Source organism: Streptomyces sp. R302 (assembly GCF_012927245.1).
Classification (GTDB): Bacteria; Actinomycetota; Actinomycetes; order Streptomycetales; family Streptomycetaceae; genus Streptomyces.
The window spans coordinates 362,665-381,965 of sequence record NZ_JABBGE010000008.1 but is presented as its reverse complement, the minus strand read 5'-3'; the positions used below and the strand labels follow the sequence as shown (position 1 = coordinate 381,965).

Genomic DNA, 19,301 nt, shown 5'->3' with positions numbered 1-19,301 from the left:
CGCGGTGGTGTCAGACCGTCGGCGTCGCGGGCACCCGGCCGGTCACCTCCACCGCGGCGACGTCGTCGTAGAAGGAGAGGTACCCCTTGATCTCGGGGACGGCGTCGATCGGGTCGAGGTAGGACCAGGCCACGTCCGGGCGGGCCGGCCCGGACGTGGCCTCGCCGCGGAACGACCAGTAGGCGGCCTCGCCCTTGTAGGGGCAGGTGGTCCGGGTGTCCGAGGGGTCGAAGAGCGTCAGGTCGACGTCCTCGGGCGGGATGTAGTAGCGCACGGGCAGGCCGGTCTCGTGGACCAGCACCGGGCGTGCGGTCTCGGCGACCGTACGGCCGTCGATCACCACGCGTACGGTCTGGTCCCCGCGTACGGCCGTGACGCGGTGGGTGTGTTCGGTGTGCGGCATCCGTGTTCCTCTCGTGCCGTCAGCCGGCGGCGGTGACGGACTGGTAGGTCTGCTCGGACAGGCGGATCGCCGCGCTCGCCATGTTCTCCTCCAGGTGCCGCACCGAGGAGGTGCCGGGGATCGGGAGGAGGGCCGGGGAATGGCGCAGGAGCCAGGCGAGCGCGAGTTGGGCCGGGGTGGCGCCGTGGTCCTCGCGTGCGGGGCTCCGGTCGGCGTCCGCCGCCTCGGGGGCGCCGGCCGGAACGGCACGGTCGGAAGCCAACTGTCCCATGGCGAGGGGGAACCAGGCGATGAACGCGAGGTCGTGGTGTTCGGCGTACCGCAGGACGTCCTCGTACTTGCGCTCGGCGAGGTTGTAGAGGTTCTGCACGGAGACGATCGGGGCGACGGCCCGCGCCTTCTCCACCTCCTCCACGGTGACCTCGGACAGGCCGATGTGGCGGATCTTCCCCTCCGCGCGGAGCTCCGCCAGTTCGCCGACCTGGTCCTCCAGGGGAACCGCCGGGTCGATGCGGTGGAGCTGGAGCAGCGGGAGGGTGTCGAGGCCGAGGTGGCGGAGGTTGAGCTCGACCTGCTGGCGCAGGTATTCGGGGCGTCCGACCGGGCGCCAGTCGTCCGGGCCGGGGCGGACGAGGCCGACCTTCGTGGCGATCACCAGGTCGTCCGGGTAGGGGTGCAGGGCCCGCCGGATCAGGTGGTCGGCGGTGTACGGCCCGTAGGAGTCGGCGGTGTCGATGAAGTTCACGCCGAGCTCCACCGCCCGGCGGAGCACCCGGACCGCCTCCGCGGGGTCGGCGGGATCGCCCCAGATGCCCGGTCCGGTGAGCCGCATGGTGCCGTAGCCGAGCCGGTTGACCGTGAGATCGCCGCCGATGCGGAAGGTGCCGCCCGCCGGCGGCGGCGTGCTGGACTGAGTCATGTACACAGTGTTCATCATTTACGCAGTGCACGTCAATTGCACTGTGTGAAGTATCAGGAGTGGGGTGTTCATGCCTCAACACTGCTAAGATGGCGAGCATGGGACAGGTGACTCAAAGCCGAAGGATGCGGCTTCGCGAGGCGACGACCGCGGAGATCAAGGCCACGGCCCTGGAGCACATGGCCTCCAGTGGGACGGCCTCCATCTCGCTGCGGGCCATCGCCCGTGACATGGGGATGACCGCCGGTGCCATCTACAGCTACTTCGACACGCGGGACAGCCTGGTCAGCGTCCTGATCGCCGATGTCTACGGCGGCCTGGCCGACACCCTGGAAGCCGCCATCGAGGCGGCCCCCAAGGACGACGCCGCGGCGCAGGTGCTCGCCTTCGGAAAGGCGTACCGCAGCTGGGCGGTCGGCAATCCCGAGGAGTTCCGCCTCGTGTACGGGGACGCCGTGCCCGACTACCAGCCCCCGGAGGGCGGCGTGGCGGCCGAGGCCGAGCACCGCTCCTGCGCCGTGCTGACCGGCATCGTCGCCGCCGCCTGGCCCAAGGCGCAGCACCTCTACATCGGCAGCGACCACACCTGGTCCGACTTCGACCCGGCGTTCGCCGAGCTGATCCGCGGCACGTTCCCGGACCTCCCGCCGGCGGCCGTGGCCCTCTCGCTGCGCGTCTGGGGCCGGATGCACGGCCTGGTGTCCCTGGAGGTCTACGGCCACCTCGCCCCCCAGGTCCGCGACCCCGAGAAGCTCTACCGCGCCGAGCTCGTCGACCTGTCCAAGTCACTCGGGCATGTCCCGGCGGCCGAGGACGAGGCCACCGCGGCCGCGTGATCCGCCGGCCGGCCCGCCGGTGACGGGCCGACACGCGGGACGCGACGGCCGGGTCGAGGGGTCCGCTTCCCCTCGACCCGGCCGTCGGCGTTTCTCAGGCGCGGTCGCCGAACCCCGCCAGCCAGCGCCTGCTCAGTCCGGCGTGGTCGGGCTCCGGGCCGGCGCTGAGCCTCCGCCACAGGCCGGCGAGCCGGTGCCCGGCCTCGGCGCAGTACACGTCCGCCGCCGGCCCCGCCTCGACGCCTTCCTCCGGAACGCCCGGATCCGCCCGGGCCGCCCGCGCGAGCACCGCGTACATGCCGAACAGCTCCGCCCCGATGCGGCCGAGCAGGATCAGCGTGTGCTCCTTCTCGTGCAGCTCCTCCTCCCGGGGGTGGGCCCGCACCAGCTCCCGGCACGTCGTGTGGAACCGCGCCACCTGCTCCCGTACGGACGCGAGATGGGCCCGGTTCGCCGCTCCGAGGCCGTCCCCCTCCCCCGGGTCCGGGAACGTGGGGTCGGGAGCGCTCCCTCCCCCCGTCCGGTACAGGGCCAGCAGGCGCCGTCCCGCCTGGGCGTCCAGCTGGAAGTCGACGTTCCCCGCGATGCGCAGCCCGCGGGCGTCGCGCAGCCGGCGCTCCAGCGGGACGGGGGGCGCGCCCCGGCGCAGCTTGCTCGGCAGCGTCTCGACGCCCTCCGCCCCGTACAGGGAGACCGTCCTGTCGACGATCCGCCAGGCCGTGCGCACGGCGAGGTTCTTGGCCGTGAGCCGCTCGAACCAGCGTTCCTCCGCCCCCGGGCCGATCAGACTCCAGCGGATCACGCTGTCGACGGCGTGCAGCTCGGCGAGCGTCCGCGCGACCAGCCGCTGGATCGCGTCGTACTCGATCAGGGGGCGTCCGTCGACCGCGCGCCGGGCGAGGAACTCCGCGGACCAGCGCAGGCAGAGCCGGGAGATGGCGAGGGCCGGGGCGCCGGTGAAGTAGAGCTGGCCGTCGAGGAGGACGTCGGACATGCGGGCGGAGAACCGCGGCTCCTCGGGCGCCCCGCGGACGACGTGCTCCGCCGGCACCTCCACCCCGTCCAGCCGCAGCGCCCCGTTGGGCAGGCCCCGGCTGCCGGTGAACTCGACGCGCGAGGTCACCTCGAAGCCGGCCGCGGCGGTGTCCACGAAGCAGACGCAGAGCCGGCGCCCCTCCGGGGTGTGCTCGGTGGCGGCGACCGCCAGGACGTCGGCCACCGGTCCGTGGCCGGTGAACACCTTCTCCCCGCGCAGCGTGTAGCCGGTGCCGTCGGCGGACCGGGTGGCCGTCGTCCCCGGCCAGGCGTTGTTCTGCCCGGCGGGCTCGGTCAGGGCGAAGCCCGAGACCGCGCCCGCGGCGAGCCGCTCCGTGAGGTGGTCGCGCAGCGGCCCCGGCGGCAGCGCCGGCAGCAGGGCGGGCGCGCCGACCCCCGCCTGCACGGCCAGCATCTGACCGGCCGGCATGCAGAACCCGGCGGCGTGCTCGACGGCGCGGAAGGCGTCGTACGACGACAGCCGCAGGCCGTCCGCCTCCGGTCCGAGGCGCAGCTTCAGGAAGCCGCTCGCCCGCAGTTCGTCCAGGAACCCGTCCGGGAGCTCCCCGGTCAGATCCACCCGGTCGGGGTCGAGCCCGTCCCGGAGGAAGGCGTCGAGCCGGGCCACGACCGCGTCGCCCGCCTCCTGGTCCGCCGGGGCCGGTACGGGGAAGTCGGGCAGCCGGGGCCCGAGCCGGCCGGACCCCAGGGCGGCGGCGAAGCCGGGGACCGGGGACGCGGTGGAGAGGGGCGGCGCGGGGGCGGCGGGCCTGGTGGCGCCGTGGGCGGCGGTCATCGCGTCCCCTCCTCGGGCACGAGTTCCGCGGGCACGAGTTCCGCGGGCACGTCGAGCAGCACGGTGTGCTTGTTGTTCGGCGCCCAGATCTCCGGGCCGGCCGGCCGGATCTCCTCGACCCGGTCGAGGAGGGCCTCCAGCGCCAGCCGGATCTCCAGCCTGCCGAAGGAGTCCCCGAGGCAGTAGTGGACGCCGTGGCCGAAGGACAGGTGCGGATTGGGGTCGCGCCGGATGTCGAAGCGGTCCGGGTCCGGGAAGACCGTCTCGTCGCGGTTGGCCGAGGGCCACCACAGGGTCACCTTGTCCCCGGCGCGCATGAGGTGGCCGTGCAGTTCCACGTCCCGGGTGAGGGTGCGCCGGTTGTAGGGGTTCGCCGGCAGCCAGCGGAGGACCTCCTCGACCGCGGTCGGCAGCAGGGAGCGGTCCTTGCGCAGCTCCCGCCACTGGTCGGGGTGGTGGGCGAAGGCCAGCAGACCGCCGGCGATGGTGTTGCGCGGCTGCTCGAAGCCGCTGACGAGGAGGACGCTCGCGTTGGTCTCGCGCTCCAGGTCGGTGAGCGGCGGCTGTCCGCTGTCCGCGGGCAGCTCGCCGGTCGCGAGGACCGAGGTCAGATCGTCCCCGGGCCGCTTCCGCTTCCGCTTCAGGAGGTCGGTGAAGGAGGAGCGCAGACCGGCGTAGACGGCCTTGGAGGCTTCGTCCACCCGGCCGGTCGCGCGGTGGGTGAACCCGAGGACGGCGTGCACCCGTTCCTCGAGTTCCGGCCAGTCCGCGCGCGGCACGCCGAGGAGGAGGGCGACCGAGCGCAGCGAGAACGGCTCGGTGTAGTCGTCGACGAGGTTCACCCGCCCGCGGGCGACCGCCCGGTCGGCCAACTCGGCGGCGAGGGCGCGGAGTTCGGGCTCCAGGCGGGTCACGCCGGTGGCGAGGGCCGGGCCGAGCAGGTGCTTGAAGACGTCGTGGCGGGGGTTGTCCATCATGGCCAGCACGCTGCCGGTGAGCCCACCGCCGAACGGCAGGTCCTCCAGGTGGGAGCCGCCGCCCCGGCGGCCGCCTCCGCCCTGGGAGGAGTAGACGGGATCCACCGAAGCCGCCGCGATGTCCGCGTGCCGGGTCAGGACCCAGAACCCCTCGCCGTCCGGGAGGGTGCCGGCGGGATGGCGGAGCACCGGCGCCTCCGCGCGGAGCCGGGCGAACAACCCGTACGGAATTCCGTCGGCGAATCCGGCGTGGTCGGTGAGGTCGAACCCTTCGAGTATCGCGGGGAGACCAGGGGGCTCCGCGGAATTCTGCCGGTCGCTGCTGCTCATCCGAACCTCGTGTAGGTGAGTTCTCTGCGCGATATTCTGCGATTTCCCCGGGGAAAGTAGTGACGGCCACCCCCTAGTGCCAACCCCAGATTCCCGAGGGCACCCCTGTGGGCGCGGTGCGGCGTGAGGGGTTGGCCCTAGGGGGCGGGCGCGCGTAATTTCCGGATCCCAGCAGACGGTCCTCAACCGAGTGGGATGTGGAAAATGACCGAGGCGTCGACCGCGAAACTTCCCGATGTCATCACCTACGACCCCGAGACGGCCAGGCGGACGCTTCCCTTCGATCCGTTCGATCCCGATTTCCATGCCGACCCGTTTCCGCACTACCGGAAGACGAGGGAGCGGTCCGGCCGGGCCTTCCGGACCCCGGGCGGGGTCGTGGCCGTGTACGGCTACGAGGAGGCCGCGACGGTCCTGAAGGACCCCCGGTTCGGCTGGGGCATCCACCCGATGGTGGCCGACCAGTTCGTGGAGAACCCCGCGAGCGGGGAATCGGGCCGGATCCTCATGTTCATGGACCCGCCGGACCACACCCGGATCCGGGGCCTGGTCTCCAAGGCGTTCACGCCGAAGATGATCGCCGGCCTGCGTCCGAAGGCGGCGCGGTACGCCGAGGAACTCCTCGACCGGGCGCTGGAGGAGAACCCCGACGGCCGGATCGACCTCCAGCAGGTGCTGTCCCGGCCCCTGCCGGCCCGGGTCCTCAGCGACATGATGGACATACCCGAGCACTACCATCCGCTCTTCTTCGCCAACACCATGGAGAGCGGGCGCGGGCTCGACCCCGGGTTCACGCTCACCGACGAGCAGAAGGCCGGCCGCAACGCCGCCCGTGACGTGTTCATCGACGCGGGCATCGAGATGGTGGCCGCCCGGCGGGAGAAGCCCGGCGACGACCTGATCAGCGCCCTGGCCCGCGCGGAGCAGGAGGGCGACCGGCTCTCCGAGTGGGAGCTGGCGATGCTGATGATGAACCTGCTGGCCGCCGGTTTCGGTGCGACGGCCGCGCTCATCGGCAACCAGAGCTACCACCTCCTCTCCCACCCCGAGCAGTTCACCTGGCTGCGCGCCCACCCGGAGCGGGTGCCGGCGGCCGTCGAGGAGCTGCTGCGCTACGACAGCACGCTGGCGATGGTGACCCGGACCGCCCTGGAGGATGCCGACGTCGCCGGGATCCCCGTGCGCGCCGGTGAGTACGTGGCGGTGATGATGGCCGCCGCCAACCGCGACCCGGAGGCCTTCGACGACCCGGAGCGGCTCGATGTCACCCGGGAGCAGACCCGCAACCTCGGCTTCGGGCACGGCATCCACTTCTGCGTCGCGGCTCCGATCGCCCGCATGATCGGACAGGAGGCGCTCGCCGCCCTCGTCCGGCGCGACGTCCGGCTGGACGACGACCGGTCGATCGAGCGGTGGCCCGGCGTCTCGCTGCGCGTCATCGGTGAACTGCCCGTCGTGCTGGGACCCGTCACCTCCTCCTGACCCGCACGCGTGCACCCGTGCGGCGCGCCACCTCACCCTGACCGGCCCCGGACCGCGCACACGGTCCGGGGCCGGTCCGCGTGCACGGCCCCGCGCCCGGCCGCGGGCACGCCGCTTCCGCTTGACAGTGAACGCCGTGGCGGTAGCATCTCCCATGCGAACTCTGAACACCGCTCAGCAATCGAACGACATGTAGAGATCGGTTCGCCGTTCTCCTTTTGCAGAAGGGCTCCAATCCAGTGGAAGGTTCCGTTAGCTCGCATCAGCGGTCCGGCCTGAGGCTTGCGCTGCTGGCGTTGGCCCAGTTCATCATCGCCGTGGACTACAACATCGTGTTCGTGGCACTGCCGGACATCGGCAAGGATCTGGACTTCTCCCCGCAGACCCTCCAGTGGGTCGTCAGCTCCTACGCCGTGGCCTTCGGCGGCTTCCTGCTGTTCGGCGGACGCGCGGCCGACAAGCTCGGGGCCCGCCGGGTCTTCGTCGCGGCGCTGGTCCTCTTCGGCGTCTCGGCCCTGGTCGGCGGCTTCGCGCAGTCGGCGGAGGTCCTGGTCGCCGCGCGTGCCGTGCAGGGACTCGGCGGCGCGCTGCTCTTCCCGTCGACGCTCACCCTGATCGTCACCAGCTTCGAGGAAGGCCCCTCGCGCAACCGGGCGCTCGCCGTCTGGGGCGCCACCGGCAGCGGTGGCCTGGCCGCCGGCGCACTGCTCGGCGGCGTGCTCACCCAGTGGCTGGGCTGGGAGTGGGTCTTCTTCTTCATGGTTCCGCTGGCCGCCGTCGCCCTGCTCGGCGTCCCCGGCCTGCTCGCCCCCGACGCCGCGCGCAGCGGCACCCGTCAGGGCTTCGACATCCCGGGCGCCCTCGTCGTCACCATCGGTGCCACACTCGTGGTGTTCGGCCTGGTCAGCGGGCCCGAGTCCGGCTGGGGCACCCCGCGGGTGCTCGGCTCGCTGATCGTCGGCCTGCTGCTCGTCGCCTCCTTCTTCCTCATCGAGGCGAAGACCAGCGCCCCGCTCGCACCGCTCCGGATGTTCCGCAACCGCACGCTCGTCACCTCGATGATGGTGGCCTTCCTGCACATGAGCGCCCTCAGCGGCGGCTACTACCTCTTCACCACGTACATCCAGAACATCCTGGACTACAACGCGCTCCAGGCCGGTCTCGCGTTCCTGCCCCTGGGCCTGCTGGCGATGCTCGCCGGCGGAAAGATCGCGGCCTCGATGCTCAACAAGACCGGTCTGCGCAGCACGCTCTCCCTCGGCATGCTCATCTACGCCGTCGGCATGGCCGCGATGGCCGCGGGCATGGTCGCCGACAGCACCTACTGGGCGGTCCTGCCCGGCGTCGCCATCTACGGCTTCGGCGGCGGTCTGGCCTTCACCGCCATCTTCGCGACCGCCGGATCCGGTGTGGACCCCGCCGAGCAGGGTGTGGCCTCCGCGCTGGCCTCCACCTCCCAGCAGATCGGAGCCGCCGTCGGCCTCGCGGCGATCCTGGTCATCGCCAACTCCGGCCTCGACCTGACCGCCGGCGCCCCGGCCCCCGCGGACGGCGACGTCATCGAGGGCCTGCGCACGGCCGGCTGGGTCACCGCGGCGGCCGCGCTCCTCGGCGCCGTGGCGGCGCTGAACCTCCGCAAGGCTCCCGCCGCGGCCCCCGCCGCGACCGAGGAGCGACCCGAGGCGCGCGTCTCCTGACGCTCCCCTCCCCCCGACTCGGGACCCACGGCCGGCCATCCCCCGTACCGGCCGCGGGTCCCGATCGCACAGCCTCGGGGCCCCTCGCCGTCCTGGCGAGGGGCCCCGAGGCGTCTCCGGCACGGCGCACGCCTACACCGCGCCCTCCCGTACCTTCGTAGCGGCGGTCGAGGCGCTCGCCCCGAGCGCCGCCTCGCCGTTCACGGCGAGCACGAGGTCGCTGCGCCGCTTGATCCCGAGCTTCCGGTAGACCCTCGTCAGGTGCTGCTCGACCGTGCTGACGGTGACGAAGAGCTTGGCCGCGATCTGCCGGTTGCTGTTGCCGCGCACCGCCAGGACCACCACGCGCATCTCCGCGTCACTGAGCACGTCGACGAGCTTCTCGCCGCCCTCCGCCACGGCGAGCTCCTGAGGCCGCTGCTCGGCCTCCGGCACGGTCCGGGCCGGCAGCGACACGCCGATCCGCTCGGCGAGCTCGCGGGCCCGGCGCAGGGCGATGCGCCCCTTGCCGTACTGCCCGGCCTCCAGGTGGGACCGGCTCAGGGCGTTCAGCGTGTAGGCGAGTTCCAGCGGGTTGCCGCTCTTCTGCGCGGCCTCCAGCGCGTACCCCAGCAGCTCGGCCCGCTCCTGGGAGGAGACGGTCGCGGCGAGCGTCCGCAGGGTCAGCGAACGCGCCTCGTGGTGCTCCGTTCCCACCAGGGCGAACTGCGCCGTCGCCAGTTCACGGGCCTGCTCGACCTCGCCACGCGCCAGGTGGGCCCGGGCGGCGTCGGTCCGCCACGGCAGCAGGGCGGGGACGTCCATCCGCCACCGGCGGGCCAGTTCGCCGACGGCGGCGAAGTCGTCCAGCGCGGCCTGCGTCTGCCCGCTCGCGAGGAGCGCGTTGCCCCGGGCGCGCAGGTAGCGCACGCCGAGCGGGGTCCGGAACATGCCCTCCGGCGGCTGGACGTGGAGCTGGGTGAGCGCCCGGTCGGACGAGCCGAGGATGGCGTACGCCTCCAGGGTGACCGCCAGCGGCAGGCCGATCAGGACGCCCCAACTGGCGGACGGCAGCTGGGCGATGGCCCGCTCGGCCAGCCGTCCGGCCCGGGCCGGGTCTCCCCGGCGCAGGGCCAGCTCCGCCCGAAGGCTCTCGAAGAGCGCCTGCCAGACGGGGGCCGACCGGCTCCGGGCCGTGGCGGCGAGCGCGTCGATCCACCGCTCGGCCGATGCGAAGAGGCGGTCGAGGATGAGGGTGCCGGCGGCCATCACGAGGGGGATGAGCGTGTCGTCGTCCAACTGGTGGCTGGCCAGGGCCCCTTCCGCCCAGAGCGCGGGGAACGGCCCCACGCCTCCGTGCAGCACCCGGGACAGCTCCGACATCGTCTGCCCCTCGGACACCTCGGGCGCGACATCGGGCGCCTCGGCCGCCAGGTCGGCGGCGCCCTCCCCGGTGGCCGTATCGGGATAGAGGAGGGCGAGGGTCGTCCGGCACCGGCGCAGGGACGTCGAGGCCTCCAGGTCCTTCCGCCGCCGGGCCTGGCCCTCCAGCTGCTCCATGACCTCCAGGGCCGTGTCGGGCCGCCCGAACCAGAGCAGCGCGTCGACGGGGGCCGACACATGACGTGCCGTGAGCAGCCCGGACCCGGCCGCCTTCAGGAGCTTGGGCAGCCGGCGGGCCGCCAGCTGCGGATCGGACCTCCACTCGGTGCGGAAGAGCATCGCCGTCGTGGTGGTGAGGAACTCCTCGCTGCGGTCGTAGCGGTAGGCGACGGACAGGCAGTCGGCCGCGAGCGTGGTGTCGCCCGTGGCGAGGCCCTCCTGCGCGGCCTCCAGAAGCACGTCCGCGGCGCAGTCGTTGTCGATCCGGCCCGCCGCGACGAGGTGGTGGGCCACCGCGGTCAGCGGGGCGCCGTTCCTGAAGAGCAGGGTCCCGATCCGGGTGTGCAGCTCCGTGCGGGCCTCGACGGCCATGTCGTGCAGCACGGCGGAGCGCGCGACCGGATGGCGCCAGACGCCGTCCACCATCAGGCCCGTCTCCTCGAGGGAGGCGAGCGCGCGCCACAGCGAGTGAGGGTGCGTGTCGGGGAGCTGGGCGAGGAGCGGGGTGTACTGGGAACCGTCCAGAACGGCCATGATCCGGGCGACGGCCCGCACCGGCGAGGCGGTCCGGTAGAGGCAGCGGAGCACGGCCGCCTCGAAGCGCGGGCCCGCCGACAGGACGGGCTCGGGCCGCGCGTCCGCGACCGCGGCGGTGTCCTCGGCCAGGCCGCGGACGAGGAGCGGGTTGCCGCCGGTAGCGGCGAGGCACTCCGCGGCGAGGGCCCGGGCCGACCCGCCGCCGAGGCGGGCCGAGAGCAGGTCGCGCACCCCGCCGAGCGAGAGCGGCGGCAGCAGGACCCGGTGGCACAGGGGTTCCGGGGGGAGGTCCGCGCGGAGCAGGGTGCTCGAACAGTGCGGGGAGGACAGTTCGTTGAGGACGATGAGGAGCGGCGTCGCGCGCAGTCGACGGGAGAGGGCGGACAGGCACAGCAGCGACGGGGTGTCGGCGTACTCGACGTCGTCGACGCTGATCAGCAGAGGCCTGCGCAGGTACTCGATCAGGTCGTGCAGGGCCGTGCCCATCTGGTGGAACAGCCGTGGCGGGACGGCGGCGGACTCCTGCGGGTTCCCCGCGTCGGGGCTCAGGGCGCTGTCGACGAGACGGGCGACCTGACGGGCGGTCTCCAGGGGGAGGTCGATGCTGCGGAAGAGCTGGGCGAGGACGCCGAAGGGCACATGCCGCTCCATGCGGGAGGCCGTCGCCGAGAGGTGGACCACGTCGGTGAGGCGCGCCTCCTCCGTGAACGCGGCGAGGAGTTCGGTCTTCCCCTGGCCTATGCCGCCGCTCACCACGGCGATCCTGCTGTTCCTCCGGAGCGCCTCGGCGAGTAGGCGCCGGAGGACCGATAACTGTTCCTCTCTCTCGTACACGAGGCGAGGACGGAACGGACGAACAAGCTCGTCCGGTGCGGTCGGCGCACTGCTTGGCGGCATGAAATTCGACTCCGCTTCTATCTGACGGGACCGAAGGAGAAGCGCGGCGAGACCTGTCGGAGAGAGCTCTCGCGGGCAAGCTCTGGCCAGTAAATACCGGTCGCCCGAACCGGGCAACCAGCCTCCGGGTGGAGGTCGGTGCTCCGATTGGAGACTGAATACAAGGGAATCCATCACACCTGGCAGATCGGGACACCTGTCCGAAGCCGGGCGGACCGCCAGAGGCCCCCGTGACCCACATCACACGGATCGGGACATGCCTGCTGGAAGGTACAGGGGCAAGATCCCGGCCCGGGGACGCATGTGAATCAGCCACAGAAGGCCGGTTGTCGCACTCCTCGACGAGCCCGCCCCGGAAAAGGGGACCGGAATGCTGATCTTGTCGCGTGGAAACGAGTTCTTAGCCTCGTCGTACGAGACGGGCTCCGGCGACACGGCGAAGAACTGAGGTATTCGCCCGTTCCGGCGAAGCCGGGCCCCGGAGGCTCCCTCCCGGGCCCGGCGGCTGGGAGTCTGCCCCCATGGCGCAGACCCAGTGGACGGATGAACGGCTCGGGCAGTTCGTGGCGGTCGACCCCGTCGTGGACCGGATGCGGTCGCTGCGGGCGGCCTGGCACCCGGGCGACGGGGTCGCCGTCTTCAACCGGGTGTACCTGACGGTCACCGAGGAGATCGGCCACGCCATCGAGGCGGGCGCCTTCGGGGACCGGCGGGCGGCGGCCACCCTGGACGTGCTCTTCGCCGAGCGCTACCTCGCCGCCGTCGAGGCCCACGCCGCGGGCCGCCCGGGGCCCGCCTGCTGGCGGCCCCTCTTCCACTACCGGCGCCACCCCGGCGTCACCCCGCTGCAGTTCGCGCTCGCCGGGATCAACGCCCACATCGGCCACGACCTGGCACTTGCCGTCGTCGACAGCTGCGCCGCCCTGGAGTGCGTACCGGCCGACCTGGAGGACGAGTTCGACCGGGTCGGCGACGTGCTCGTCCTCCTGGAGGAGCGGATCCGCGAGGAACTGATGCCGGGCCCGGACCTCCTGGAGATCGCGGACCCGCTGACGCACCTGCTCGGCTGCTGGAGCCTGGACCGGGCCCGCGACGGGGCCTGGCTCGCCGCCCGCTCGCTGTGGCAGCTGCGGGCGCTGCCCGGGATCGCGGCCGAGTTCACCGAGCGGCTCGACCGCTCGGTCGGCCTGGTGGGACGGATGCTGCTGACGCCCCTGGCCAGGCCGTAGGGCCTCCGGGGATCAGTCCTCCGGCAGCTCGACCGGGGCGATCTCGTCGTAGACGTCGCCCGGGCCCGGGTTGGTGCCGTCGGTGGCGCCGCCGAAGTGGTGCATCACGCCCCACACCGCGTTGAGCGCCGTCTGCACCGCGCCCTCGGCCCAGCCGGCCGTCCACGAGATGTCGTCGCCGGCGAGGAAGATGCCGCGCTTGTCCTCGGGGAGGCGGTCCTGCATGAAGTGGGTGAACAGGCGCCGCTGGTAGCGGTAGTGGCCCGGCAGGTTGGCCTTGAAGGCGCCCATGAAGTAGGGCTCGTTCTCCCAGGAGACCGTCACCGGGTTGCCGATGATGTGCTTCCGGATGTCGACCTTCGGGTAGATCTCACCCAGCGACTTCAGCATGACCTCCATGCGCTCGTTCGCGGAGAGCGGCAGCCACTTCAGGCTGTCGTCGCACCACGTGTACGAGAGGCAGATGGTGGCCGGCTTGTCCGGGCCGTCGTCCAGGAGGTACGTGCCGCGGGTCATCCGGTCGGTCAGCGTCATCGACATGACGTCCCGCCCGGTTTCCTCGTCCTTGTCCAGCCAGAACGGCCGGTCCACCGGCACGAACAGCTTCGAGGACTCCATGTAGTGGGTCCGCTCGATCGCCGTCCAGTGGTCGATCGGGAAGAGCGAGTCGTCGCAGGCGATCTTGGAGAGCAGCATCCAGGACTGGGCGGTGAAGATCGCCGCCTGGTAGGTGCGGATGTCGCCGGAGGCGTCGGTGACGGTGATCCGGTTGCCCGCCGTGCGGTTCAGCCGGGTGACGGCCGGCTTCGGCTGCCCGCCCTCGTGCAGGGAGGCCAGCGAGGTGCCCTGCGCCCAGTGGACGATCTTCTCCGGCTCGCGCTCCCACAGGCGCAGCGGCAGCTGCTGCGAGCCGCCGACGATGCCGCGGTGGTGGTCGTCGGCCTCGGTGTAGACGACCCGGAGGATCTCCAGGATGGAGTTGGGGAAGTCGGTGTCCCAGCCGCCGGTGCCGAAGCCGACCTGGCCGAAGATCTCGCGGTGCCGGAAGGACTTGAAGGCCTCGGACTCGCAGAGGAAGCCGTAGAAGGTCTGGTTGTCGAGCTTCTCGACGAGCTTCGCCCAGATCTCGCGGATGCGCGGGACGTCGCGCTCGCGCATGGCCTGGTTCATGTCGGAGAAGTCGGCGCCCTCGTCGAGGCACTTGTTCCAGGCCTCGGCGACGTCGCGGTAGACCTGCGGCAGGTCGTCGACGGTCTCCGCGTAGTGCGACTCGCCCTTGAGGTCGACGACGGTCGAGGGGGTGGCCTCGGCCAGCGGGTTCGGGAACGGCGTGGTCTCCAGGCCGACCAGGTCGATGTAGTGCTGGAGGGCGGTGGAGGAGGGCGGGAAGCGCATGGCGCCCATCTCCGCCGTGAGGCCCTCGGTCTCCGGGCCCTCGAAGCCCACCGTGCGCAGCCGGCCGCCGATCTGGTCGGCCTCGTAGACGACGGGCTTGAGGCCCATCTTCATCAGCTCGTACGCGGCGATGATGCCGGACAGGCCGCCGCCGACGACCGCGACCTCGGCGCCGTGCTCGGTCGCGGGTATCTGGCCGAGGCCCGCCGGGTGGGCCAGGAAGTCGTCGTAGGCGTACGGGAAGTCCGGGCCGAACATGGTGATCGGCGGCTGCTGCTCGTCGGCGTGCTCGACGGCGTTGGGCACGGTGGACGTCATGGGGTACGGACTCCTTGCACGGGGGTGGGACGGGAAGTTCAGGGGGGCGGGGCGGGCGGCGGCTCAGACGAGGGAGCCGTACAGGCCCGGCCTGCGGTCGCGGAGGTACGGGTTCTCCGCGCGGGAGGCCGCCAGGGCCTCGGGGTCGACGTCGCCGAGGACGAGGTCCTCGCCGCGGCCCGCGCGGGCCCGGGCGGTGCCGTCGGGGCCGGCGAGCACGGAGAGCCCGACGAACTCGAAGTCGCCCTCGGCGCCGGCGCGGTTGGCGTACGCGATGTACATCTGGCTCTCGAAGGCGCGCACCGGGACGACGGAGAGCGGCACGATCTCGGCGGGGTGCATGAGGGCGGTCGGCACGAGGAGGAGGTCCGTGCCGGCCAGCGCCTGCGCCCGTACGTTCTCGGGGAACTCGACGTCGTAGCAGATCATCAGGCCGACGGTGAGGTCGCCGATGCGGGCCTGGACGAGCGGCTCGTCGCCCGGGGTGAACCACTTCAGCTCGAAGTCGCCGAAGAGGTGGGTCTTGCGGTAGTGCGCGAGGGGGGCGCCGTCGGCGCCGAAGAGCGCGGCCGCGTTGTAGATCACGCCGTGCCGCTCGGTGTCCCGCTCCGGATAGCCGTAACCGACGGCGAGCCCGTGGCAGGCGGCGATCTCCGCGACCGCGCGGGCCGAGGGCCCGTCGGACGGCTCGGCGAGGCGGGCGATGTCGGCGCCGATCGCGTAGCCGGTGAGGAAGAGCTCGGGGGCGAGCAGCACGTCCGCGCCCGCGGCCGCGGCCCGGCCGGCGGCCTCGTCGAGGATCCGCAGATTGGCGGTGACGTCACCGAGCCGGCCGGAGCTCTGGAGCAGGGCGGTGCGCACCGTGGGCATGCTGATCCTCGTGGGGACGGAGGGGAGGGAGGGACGTCTCGGGAGACGTTCAAAACGGTACGGTTCCGGGCTCGGCCCGGACAAGACGGGACCGTTGCGGACCGACCGTCGAACCGTTGCGCGATGTCCGACCTGGGCGGCGATTCGTTGCGCGACCCCGGCGGAGCGGCGGGTGTACGCGTTCCGGCGCGTGTCGGAGGGACGCGCACCCGACCGTGCCGAAGGGGCGCGCACCCGGGTGTTCCGGGTGCGCGCCCCTTCGGCGGTGCGGCTCGGTCAGGCGGGCGAGCCCGAGGAGAAGCGGCGCAGCAGCGGGGAGAGCACCAGGACGGACTTGGTGCGCTCCACGAAGGGCTCGCCCGCGATGCGCTCCAGGACGCGCTCGAAGTGGCGCATGTCGGAGGCGAAGACCTGGACGACGGCGTCCGCGTCGCCGGTGACGGTCGACGCGGACACCACCTCGGGGTACCGCTCCAGACCTCGCCGGATGTCGTCCGGCGAGGTGTTGTGGCGGCAGAAGATCTCGACGAAGCCCTCCGTCTCCCAGCCGAGCGCCGCCGGGTCCACCCGTACGGTGAAGCCGGTGATGGCGCCCTCGGCCCGGAGCCGGTCCACGCGCCGCTTCACGGCGGGGGCGGAGAGGCCGACGAGCGAGCCGATGTCGGCATAGCTGCGGCGGGCGTCTTCCGCGAGGGCGTGGACGATGCGTTCGTCGAGGTCGTTGAGTCGCACTACGGGTGGATCACTTCTCTGCGGGTGCCTCGGCCGGGGCCGGAGCCTTGGCCAGTCGGGAGCGGCGCATGCCGTACAGGAAGTAGAACACGAGCCCCGCGATCATCCAGCCGCCGAACCACAGCCAGGTGATGGCCGGAAGGCTGTACATGTTGTAGGCGCAGAAGAGGAAGCCGAGGATCGGCGTGACCGGGAAGAGCATCACCTTGAAGGTGCGGTTCATCTCGGGCCGGGTGTAGCGCAGGATGACGACGGCGACGTTGACCAGGGCGAAGGCGAAGAGCGTGCCGATGCTGGTCGCGTTGGCGAGTTCACCCAGCGGGATGAACGCGGCGAGGGCTCCGCAGAAGAGCGAGACGATCACGACGTTGGCGCGCGGCGCGCCGGTCTTCGGGTCGACCTTCGCGAAGACCTTGGGCACGAGGCCGTCGCGCGACATCGCGAAGAGGATGCGGGTCTGGCCGTAGAGGACCGCGAAGACGACGCTGGCGATGGCGACGACCGCGCCCGCAGCGAGCACGACGCCCCAGAAGCTCTGGCCGGTGACGTCCTTCATGATCTGGGCGAGGGCCGCCTCGGTGCCCTCGAAGTCCTGCCACGGCATGGCGCCGACGGCGACCAGCGCGACGAGGCAGTACAGCACGGTGACGATCACCAGCGAGAGCATGATCGCGCGCGGCAGGTCCCGCTTGGGGTTCTTGGCCTCCTCGCCGGCCGTGGAGGCGGCGTCGAAGCCGATGTACGAGAAGAACAGCGTGGCCGCGGCGGCGCTGATGCCGGTGACGCCGAGCGGGGCGAGCGGGGCGTAGTTGCCCGCCTTGATGCCCAGGAAGCCGATGCCGATGAAGAGCAGCAGCGTGACGATCTTCACGACGACCATGATCGTGTTGATGCGGGCGCTCTCCTTGGCGCCGCCCATGAGGAAGACCATCGCGAGGAGCACCACGACGAGGGCCGGGAGGTTGACGAACCCGCCCTCGCCGAGCGGCGCGGAGAACGCCTCGGGGATGGTCACCCCGAGGGTGCCGTCGAGCAGCTCGTTGAGGTACTCGCCCCAGCCGACCGCCACGGCGGAGACCGAGACGCCGTACTCCAGGACCAGGCACCAGCCGCAGACCCAGGCGATGAGTTCACCCATCGTTGCGTACGCATACGAGTAGGAGGAGCCCGAGACCGGTATGGAGCCGGCCAGCTCGGCGTAGGAGAGCGCCGAGAAGAGGGCGGTGAGACCGGCGATGACGAAGGAGATCGCCACCGCGGGGCCGGCCAGCGGAGTGGCCTCGCCGAGGACGACGAAGATGCCGGTGCCGAGCGTCGCACCGATGCTGATCATCGTCAGCTGCCACATCGTGAGCGAGCGGCGGAGGCTACCGCCCTCGCCCTGGCCACCCTCTGCGACCAGCGCTTCCACCGGCTTGCGGCGGGTGAGGGCGGAGAGCCCGGTGGTCTTGGGCGCGGTCGTGTCGACGACCGGCGGGGCTGCGCCGTGATCCAGCACTGCGGAGGCTCCTTATCGCTGCCTGTCGGTGGAGCGGGGACCGCGGCGGTACCCGGGCAGGCTGGAGAAGCCCACAGGGGAAGGGGAGACCGCCGAGCAGGCGGTCACCGCCACTCCTGGTACGAGGGCCCACCCTACGGCGCGACGGTTCGCATCCGTAATGCAGTGTTGTTGCGCACTGCCGGATGATCATTGCGCGCTCGGGGCGCAGACGGGGAAACATTGCGCTCCCCCGCAAAAATCGACACATCAGGGGCGTACCGCGCCCCGCGCACGCGCCTTGACTCCGCGGGCCGCATGCCCGACGCTGCACCCTCCGATCGGAGGTCGTCGGTGAGCTGGCTGGAGCCCGAACCCTTTCTGCGCGGCACGGCCTGGCGGGACGGCGACCGCCCGGTCCGGGCCGACCCGGCCGACCTGGAACGGCTGCCCCGGGACATCGCCCGGCGGGCGGAACTGCCGATCGGGGTGCGCCTGGAGTTCACGGCCGCGCCCGGCACCAGGGCGGTACTGCTGCGCTACCGGGCGGCCCTCCCGGCACCAGGCGACGCGCTGGGCCCGCTGCGGCACGGCTTCGCGCTCTGGCGGGGCACCCGGTGTCTGGCGGAGGTGTTCGCGGAGCCCGTGGAGGAGGGCACGGTACGCGTCCCGCTCCCGCCCGGCGGCGGCACGTTCACGCTCCATCTGCCGGAGGGCCAGGCGCCCGTGGCACGCGGTCTGCGGGCCGTCGGCGGCGCGCTCTCCCCCGCCCCGCGCCGCCCGCGCTGGCTGGTCCACGGCGACTCGATCACCGAGGGCTGGTGGGCGACCCGCCCCGCCCACTCCTGGCCCGCGGCCGCCGGCCGGCTGCTCGGCCTCGACCCGGTGAACCTCGGGTACGCGGGCGGGGCGCGCGGCGAACTCCCGCTCGCCGAGCACCTCGCCCGCCTCCCCGGCGACCTGATCACTCTGGCCTTCGGCACCAACTGCTGGGCGGCCGTGCCCTGTTCGGCACCCCTGCTCTACGAGACCACCCGGGCGTTCCTCGCCCTGGTACGCCGCGGGCATCCGGACACCCCGCTGCTGCTCCTCTCCCCGGTGCTGCGTCCGGCGGCGGAGCACACCGGCAACGCCCTGGGCGCCACGCTCACCGAGCTGCGGGCGGCCATGGAGGCGGCCGTACGGGACCTGGCCGCGGCGGGCGACCGCCGGCTCGCCGTCCTCCCGGGCCGCGACCTGCTGGCCCCGGACCACCTCGCGGACGGGCTGCACCCCAACGACGCGGGCCACGCCCTGCTGGGCGCGGCGGTGGCCCGCGCCCTGCGCGAGGCGGGCTTCGTGCCGCGCGGTGCCGTCACCCCGTCCCCTCGCGTCCGGGGCGGCCGATGAGGACGAGCGCGGTGCGGGCGGCGCCCAGGACGAAGCCGAGCGGGAGCGCGAAGCCGGCCCAGAAGGCCACCTCCGCGGGCAGGATCGCGAGGGCGAGGGGCCGGGCGGCGGGGCGGCGGAGCCACAGCAGCCGGCCCGTGGCCGTCTCCGCCGCGCAGACCGCGAGGAACCCGCCGAGCAGCGGCAGGCTCGTCCGCAGCCCGATCCGCTCGAAGGGGCCGCCGCCGTACGCGGGGAAACCGAGGAAGGTCCAGACCTCGCCGTGGCGGCCGAAATAGACGAGCGCGTACACGCAGGGCACGCCGAACCCGAGGCCCGCGAGCCAGGCACAGCACGCGGCGGCCTTCAGCGCGACGCCCTGCCCCCTCCGGCCCCCGTCCTCCCTGGTGCGGCCCATGGTT

Annotated in this window: 15 protein-coding genes; 5 read left to right on the top strand and 10 right to left on the bottom strand. The window is 72.6% G+C overall.

From position 1 onward, the window contains the following. Positions 1-10 precede the first annotated feature (10 nt). Positions 11-403 carry a DUF427 domain-containing protein gene (locus HHL19_RS25960; protein ID WP_169092752.1) on the bottom strand — a complete coding sequence of 131 codons (393 nt, stop codon included), beginning with the start codon at positions 401-403 and terminating at the stop codon, positions 11-13. Between the two features lie 19 nt (positions 404-422). Continuing rightward, positions 423-1,322 carry an aldo/keto reductase gene (locus HHL19_RS25955; RefSeq protein ID WP_169092751.1) on the bottom strand — a complete coding sequence of 300 codons (900 nt, stop codon included), beginning with the start codon at positions 1,320-1,322 and terminating at the stop codon, positions 423-425. Positions 1,323-1,447: 125 nt separating this feature from the next. Between HHL19_RS25955 and HHL19_RS25950 the strand changes: the two genes are divergently transcribed. Then, positions 1,448-2,158, top strand: coding sequence for a TetR/AcrR family transcriptional regulator (locus tag HHL19_RS25950; RefSeq protein WP_240981864.1), 711 nt, complete (start codon positions 1,448-1,450; stop codon positions 2,156-2,158). Between the two features lie 94 nt (positions 2,159-2,252). Here HHL19_RS25950 and HHL19_RS25945 read toward each other — a convergent pair whose 3' ends face one another. Beyond that, positions 2,253-3,989 (bottom strand): acyl-CoA dehydrogenase family protein, encoded by a 1,737-nt coding sequence (locus HHL19_RS25945; protein WP_169092749.1) that lies wholly within the window; start codon positions 3,987-3,989, stop codon positions 2,253-2,255. After that, positions 3,986-5,296 (bottom strand): cytochrome P450, encoded by a 1,311-nt coding sequence (locus HHL19_RS25940; protein ID WP_169092748.1) that lies wholly within the window; start codon positions 5,294-5,296, stop codon positions 3,986-3,988. Before HHL19_RS25940 ends, HHL19_RS25945 begins: the two co-directional genes overlap by 4 nt. A 204-nt stretch (positions 5,297-5,500) precedes the next feature. Here HHL19_RS25940 and HHL19_RS25935 point away from each other — a divergent pair, with 204 nt between their 5' ends. Next, positions 5,501-6,778, top strand: a complete 1,278-nt coding sequence (locus HHL19_RS25935; RefSeq protein ID WP_169092747.1) for a cytochrome P450 — start codon at positions 5,501-5,503, stop codon at positions 6,776-6,778. A gap of 296 nt (positions 6,779-7,074) precedes the next feature. Beyond that, a complete protein-coding gene (locus tag HHL19_RS25930) occupies positions 7,075-8,475 on the top strand; it encodes an MFS transporter (RefSeq protein ID WP_240981863.1) in 1,401 nt (466 codons plus the stop codon). Positions 8,476-8,607: 132 nt separating this feature from the next. Here the strand turns inward: HHL19_RS25930 and HHL19_RS25925 are convergent, their stop codons facing one another. Further along, a complete protein-coding gene (locus HHL19_RS25925; RefSeq protein ID WP_240981862.1) occupies positions 8,608-11,490 on the bottom strand; it encodes a LuxR family transcriptional regulator in 2,883 nt (960 codons plus the stop codon). A 521-nt stretch (positions 11,491-12,011) separates the two neighbouring features. On the opposite strand from HHL19_RS25925, the gene HHL19_RS25920 reads away from it, so the two are divergent. Beyond that, positions 12,012-12,719: a DUF5995 family protein gene (locus tag HHL19_RS25920; protein WP_169092745.1), complete on the top strand. Its 708-nt coding sequence runs from the start codon at positions 12,012-12,014 to the stop codon at positions 12,717-12,719. Positions 12,720-12,731: 12 nt separating this feature from the next. On the opposite strand, the gene HHL19_RS25915 is transcribed toward HHL19_RS25920, so the two are convergent. From HHL19_RS25915 to HHL19_RS25900, 4 genes are all read right to left on the bottom strand, one after another. Beyond that, positions 12,732-14,432: an NAD(P)/FAD-dependent oxidoreductase gene (locus HHL19_RS25915; protein ID WP_169092744.1), complete on the bottom strand. Its 1,701-nt coding sequence runs from the start codon at positions 14,430-14,432 to the stop codon at positions 12,732-12,734. Positions 14,433-14,495: 63 nt separating this feature from the next. Next, on the bottom strand, positions 14,496-15,302 hold the full coding sequence (locus HHL19_RS25910) for a carbon-nitrogen hydrolase family protein (protein ID WP_169092743.1): 807 nt from the start codon (positions 15,300-15,302) through the stop codon (positions 14,496-14,498). A gap of 276 nt (positions 15,303-15,578) precedes the next feature. Next, complete coding sequence (locus tag HHL19_RS25905; protein WP_043223665.1) at positions 15,579-16,034, bottom strand: Lrp/AsnC family transcriptional regulator; 456 nt, start codon at positions 16,032-16,034, stop codon at positions 15,579-15,581. A 10-nt stretch (positions 16,035-16,044) separates the two neighbouring features. Further along, on the bottom strand, positions 16,045-17,532 hold the full coding sequence (locus HHL19_RS25900) for an amino acid permease (protein WP_169092742.1): 1,488 nt from the start codon (positions 17,530-17,532) through the stop codon (positions 16,045-16,047). A 333-nt stretch (positions 17,533-17,865) separates the two neighbouring features. Between HHL19_RS25900 and HHL19_RS25895 the strand changes: the two genes are divergently transcribed. Next, complete coding sequence (locus HHL19_RS25895; protein ID WP_346768486.1) at positions 17,866-18,900, top strand: GDSL-type esterase/lipase family protein; 1,035 nt, start codon at positions 17,866-17,868, stop codon at positions 18,898-18,900. On the opposite strand, the gene HHL19_RS25890 is transcribed toward HHL19_RS25895, so the two are convergent. Beyond that, positions 18,866-19,297: a hypothetical protein gene (locus HHL19_RS25890; protein ID WP_169092740.1), complete on the bottom strand. Its 432-nt coding sequence runs from the start codon at positions 19,295-19,297 to the stop codon at positions 18,866-18,868. The two genes, HHL19_RS25895 and HHL19_RS25890, sit on opposite strands and share 35 nt — an antisense overlap. Positions 19,298-19,301: the final 4 nt, after the last annotated feature.

Excerpts from the sequence above, each read along its gene's own strand:
- HHL19_RS25960 (WP_169092752.1), bottom strand. The coding sequence starts at position 403 with ATGCCGCACACCGAACACACCCACCGCGTCACGGCCGTACGCGGGGAC.
- HHL19_RS25955 (WP_169092751.1), bottom strand. The coding sequence starts at position 1,322 with ATGACTCAGTCCAGCACGCCGCCGCCGGCGGGCGGCACCTTCCGCATC.
- HHL19_RS25950 (WP_240981864.1), top strand. The coding sequence starts at position 1,448 with ATGCGGCTTCGCGAGGCGACGACCGCGGAGATCAAGGCCACGGCCCTG.
- HHL19_RS25945 (WP_169092749.1), bottom strand. The coding sequence starts at position 3,989 with ATGACCGCCGCCCACGGCGCCACCAGGCCCGCCGCCCCCGCGCCGCCC.
- HHL19_RS25940 (WP_169092748.1), bottom strand. The coding sequence starts at position 5,296 with ATGAGCAGCAGCGACCGGCAGAATTCCGCGGAGCCCCCTGGTCTCCCC.
- HHL19_RS25935 (WP_169092747.1), top strand. The coding sequence starts at position 5,501 with ATGACCGAGGCGTCGACCGCGAAACTTCCCGATGTCATCACCTACGAC.
- HHL19_RS25925 (WP_240981862.1), bottom strand. The coding sequence starts at position 11,490 with ATGCCGCCAAGCAGTGCGCCGACCGCACCGGACGAGCTTGTTCGTCCG.
- HHL19_RS25920 (WP_169092745.1), top strand. The coding sequence starts at position 12,012 with ATGGCGCAGACCCAGTGGACGGATGAACGGCTCGGGCAGTTCGTGGCG.
- HHL19_RS25915 (WP_169092744.1), bottom strand. The coding sequence starts at position 14,432 with ATGACGTCCACCGTGCCCAACGCCGTCGAGCACGCCGACGAGCAGCAG.
- HHL19_RS25910 (WP_169092743.1), bottom strand. The coding sequence starts at position 15,302 with ATGCCCACGGTGCGCACCGCCCTGCTCCAGAGCTCCGGCCGGCTCGGT.
- HHL19_RS25890 (WP_169092740.1), bottom strand. The coding sequence starts at position 19,297 with ATGGGCCGCACCAGGGAGGACGGGGGCCGGAGGGGGCAGGGCGTCGCG.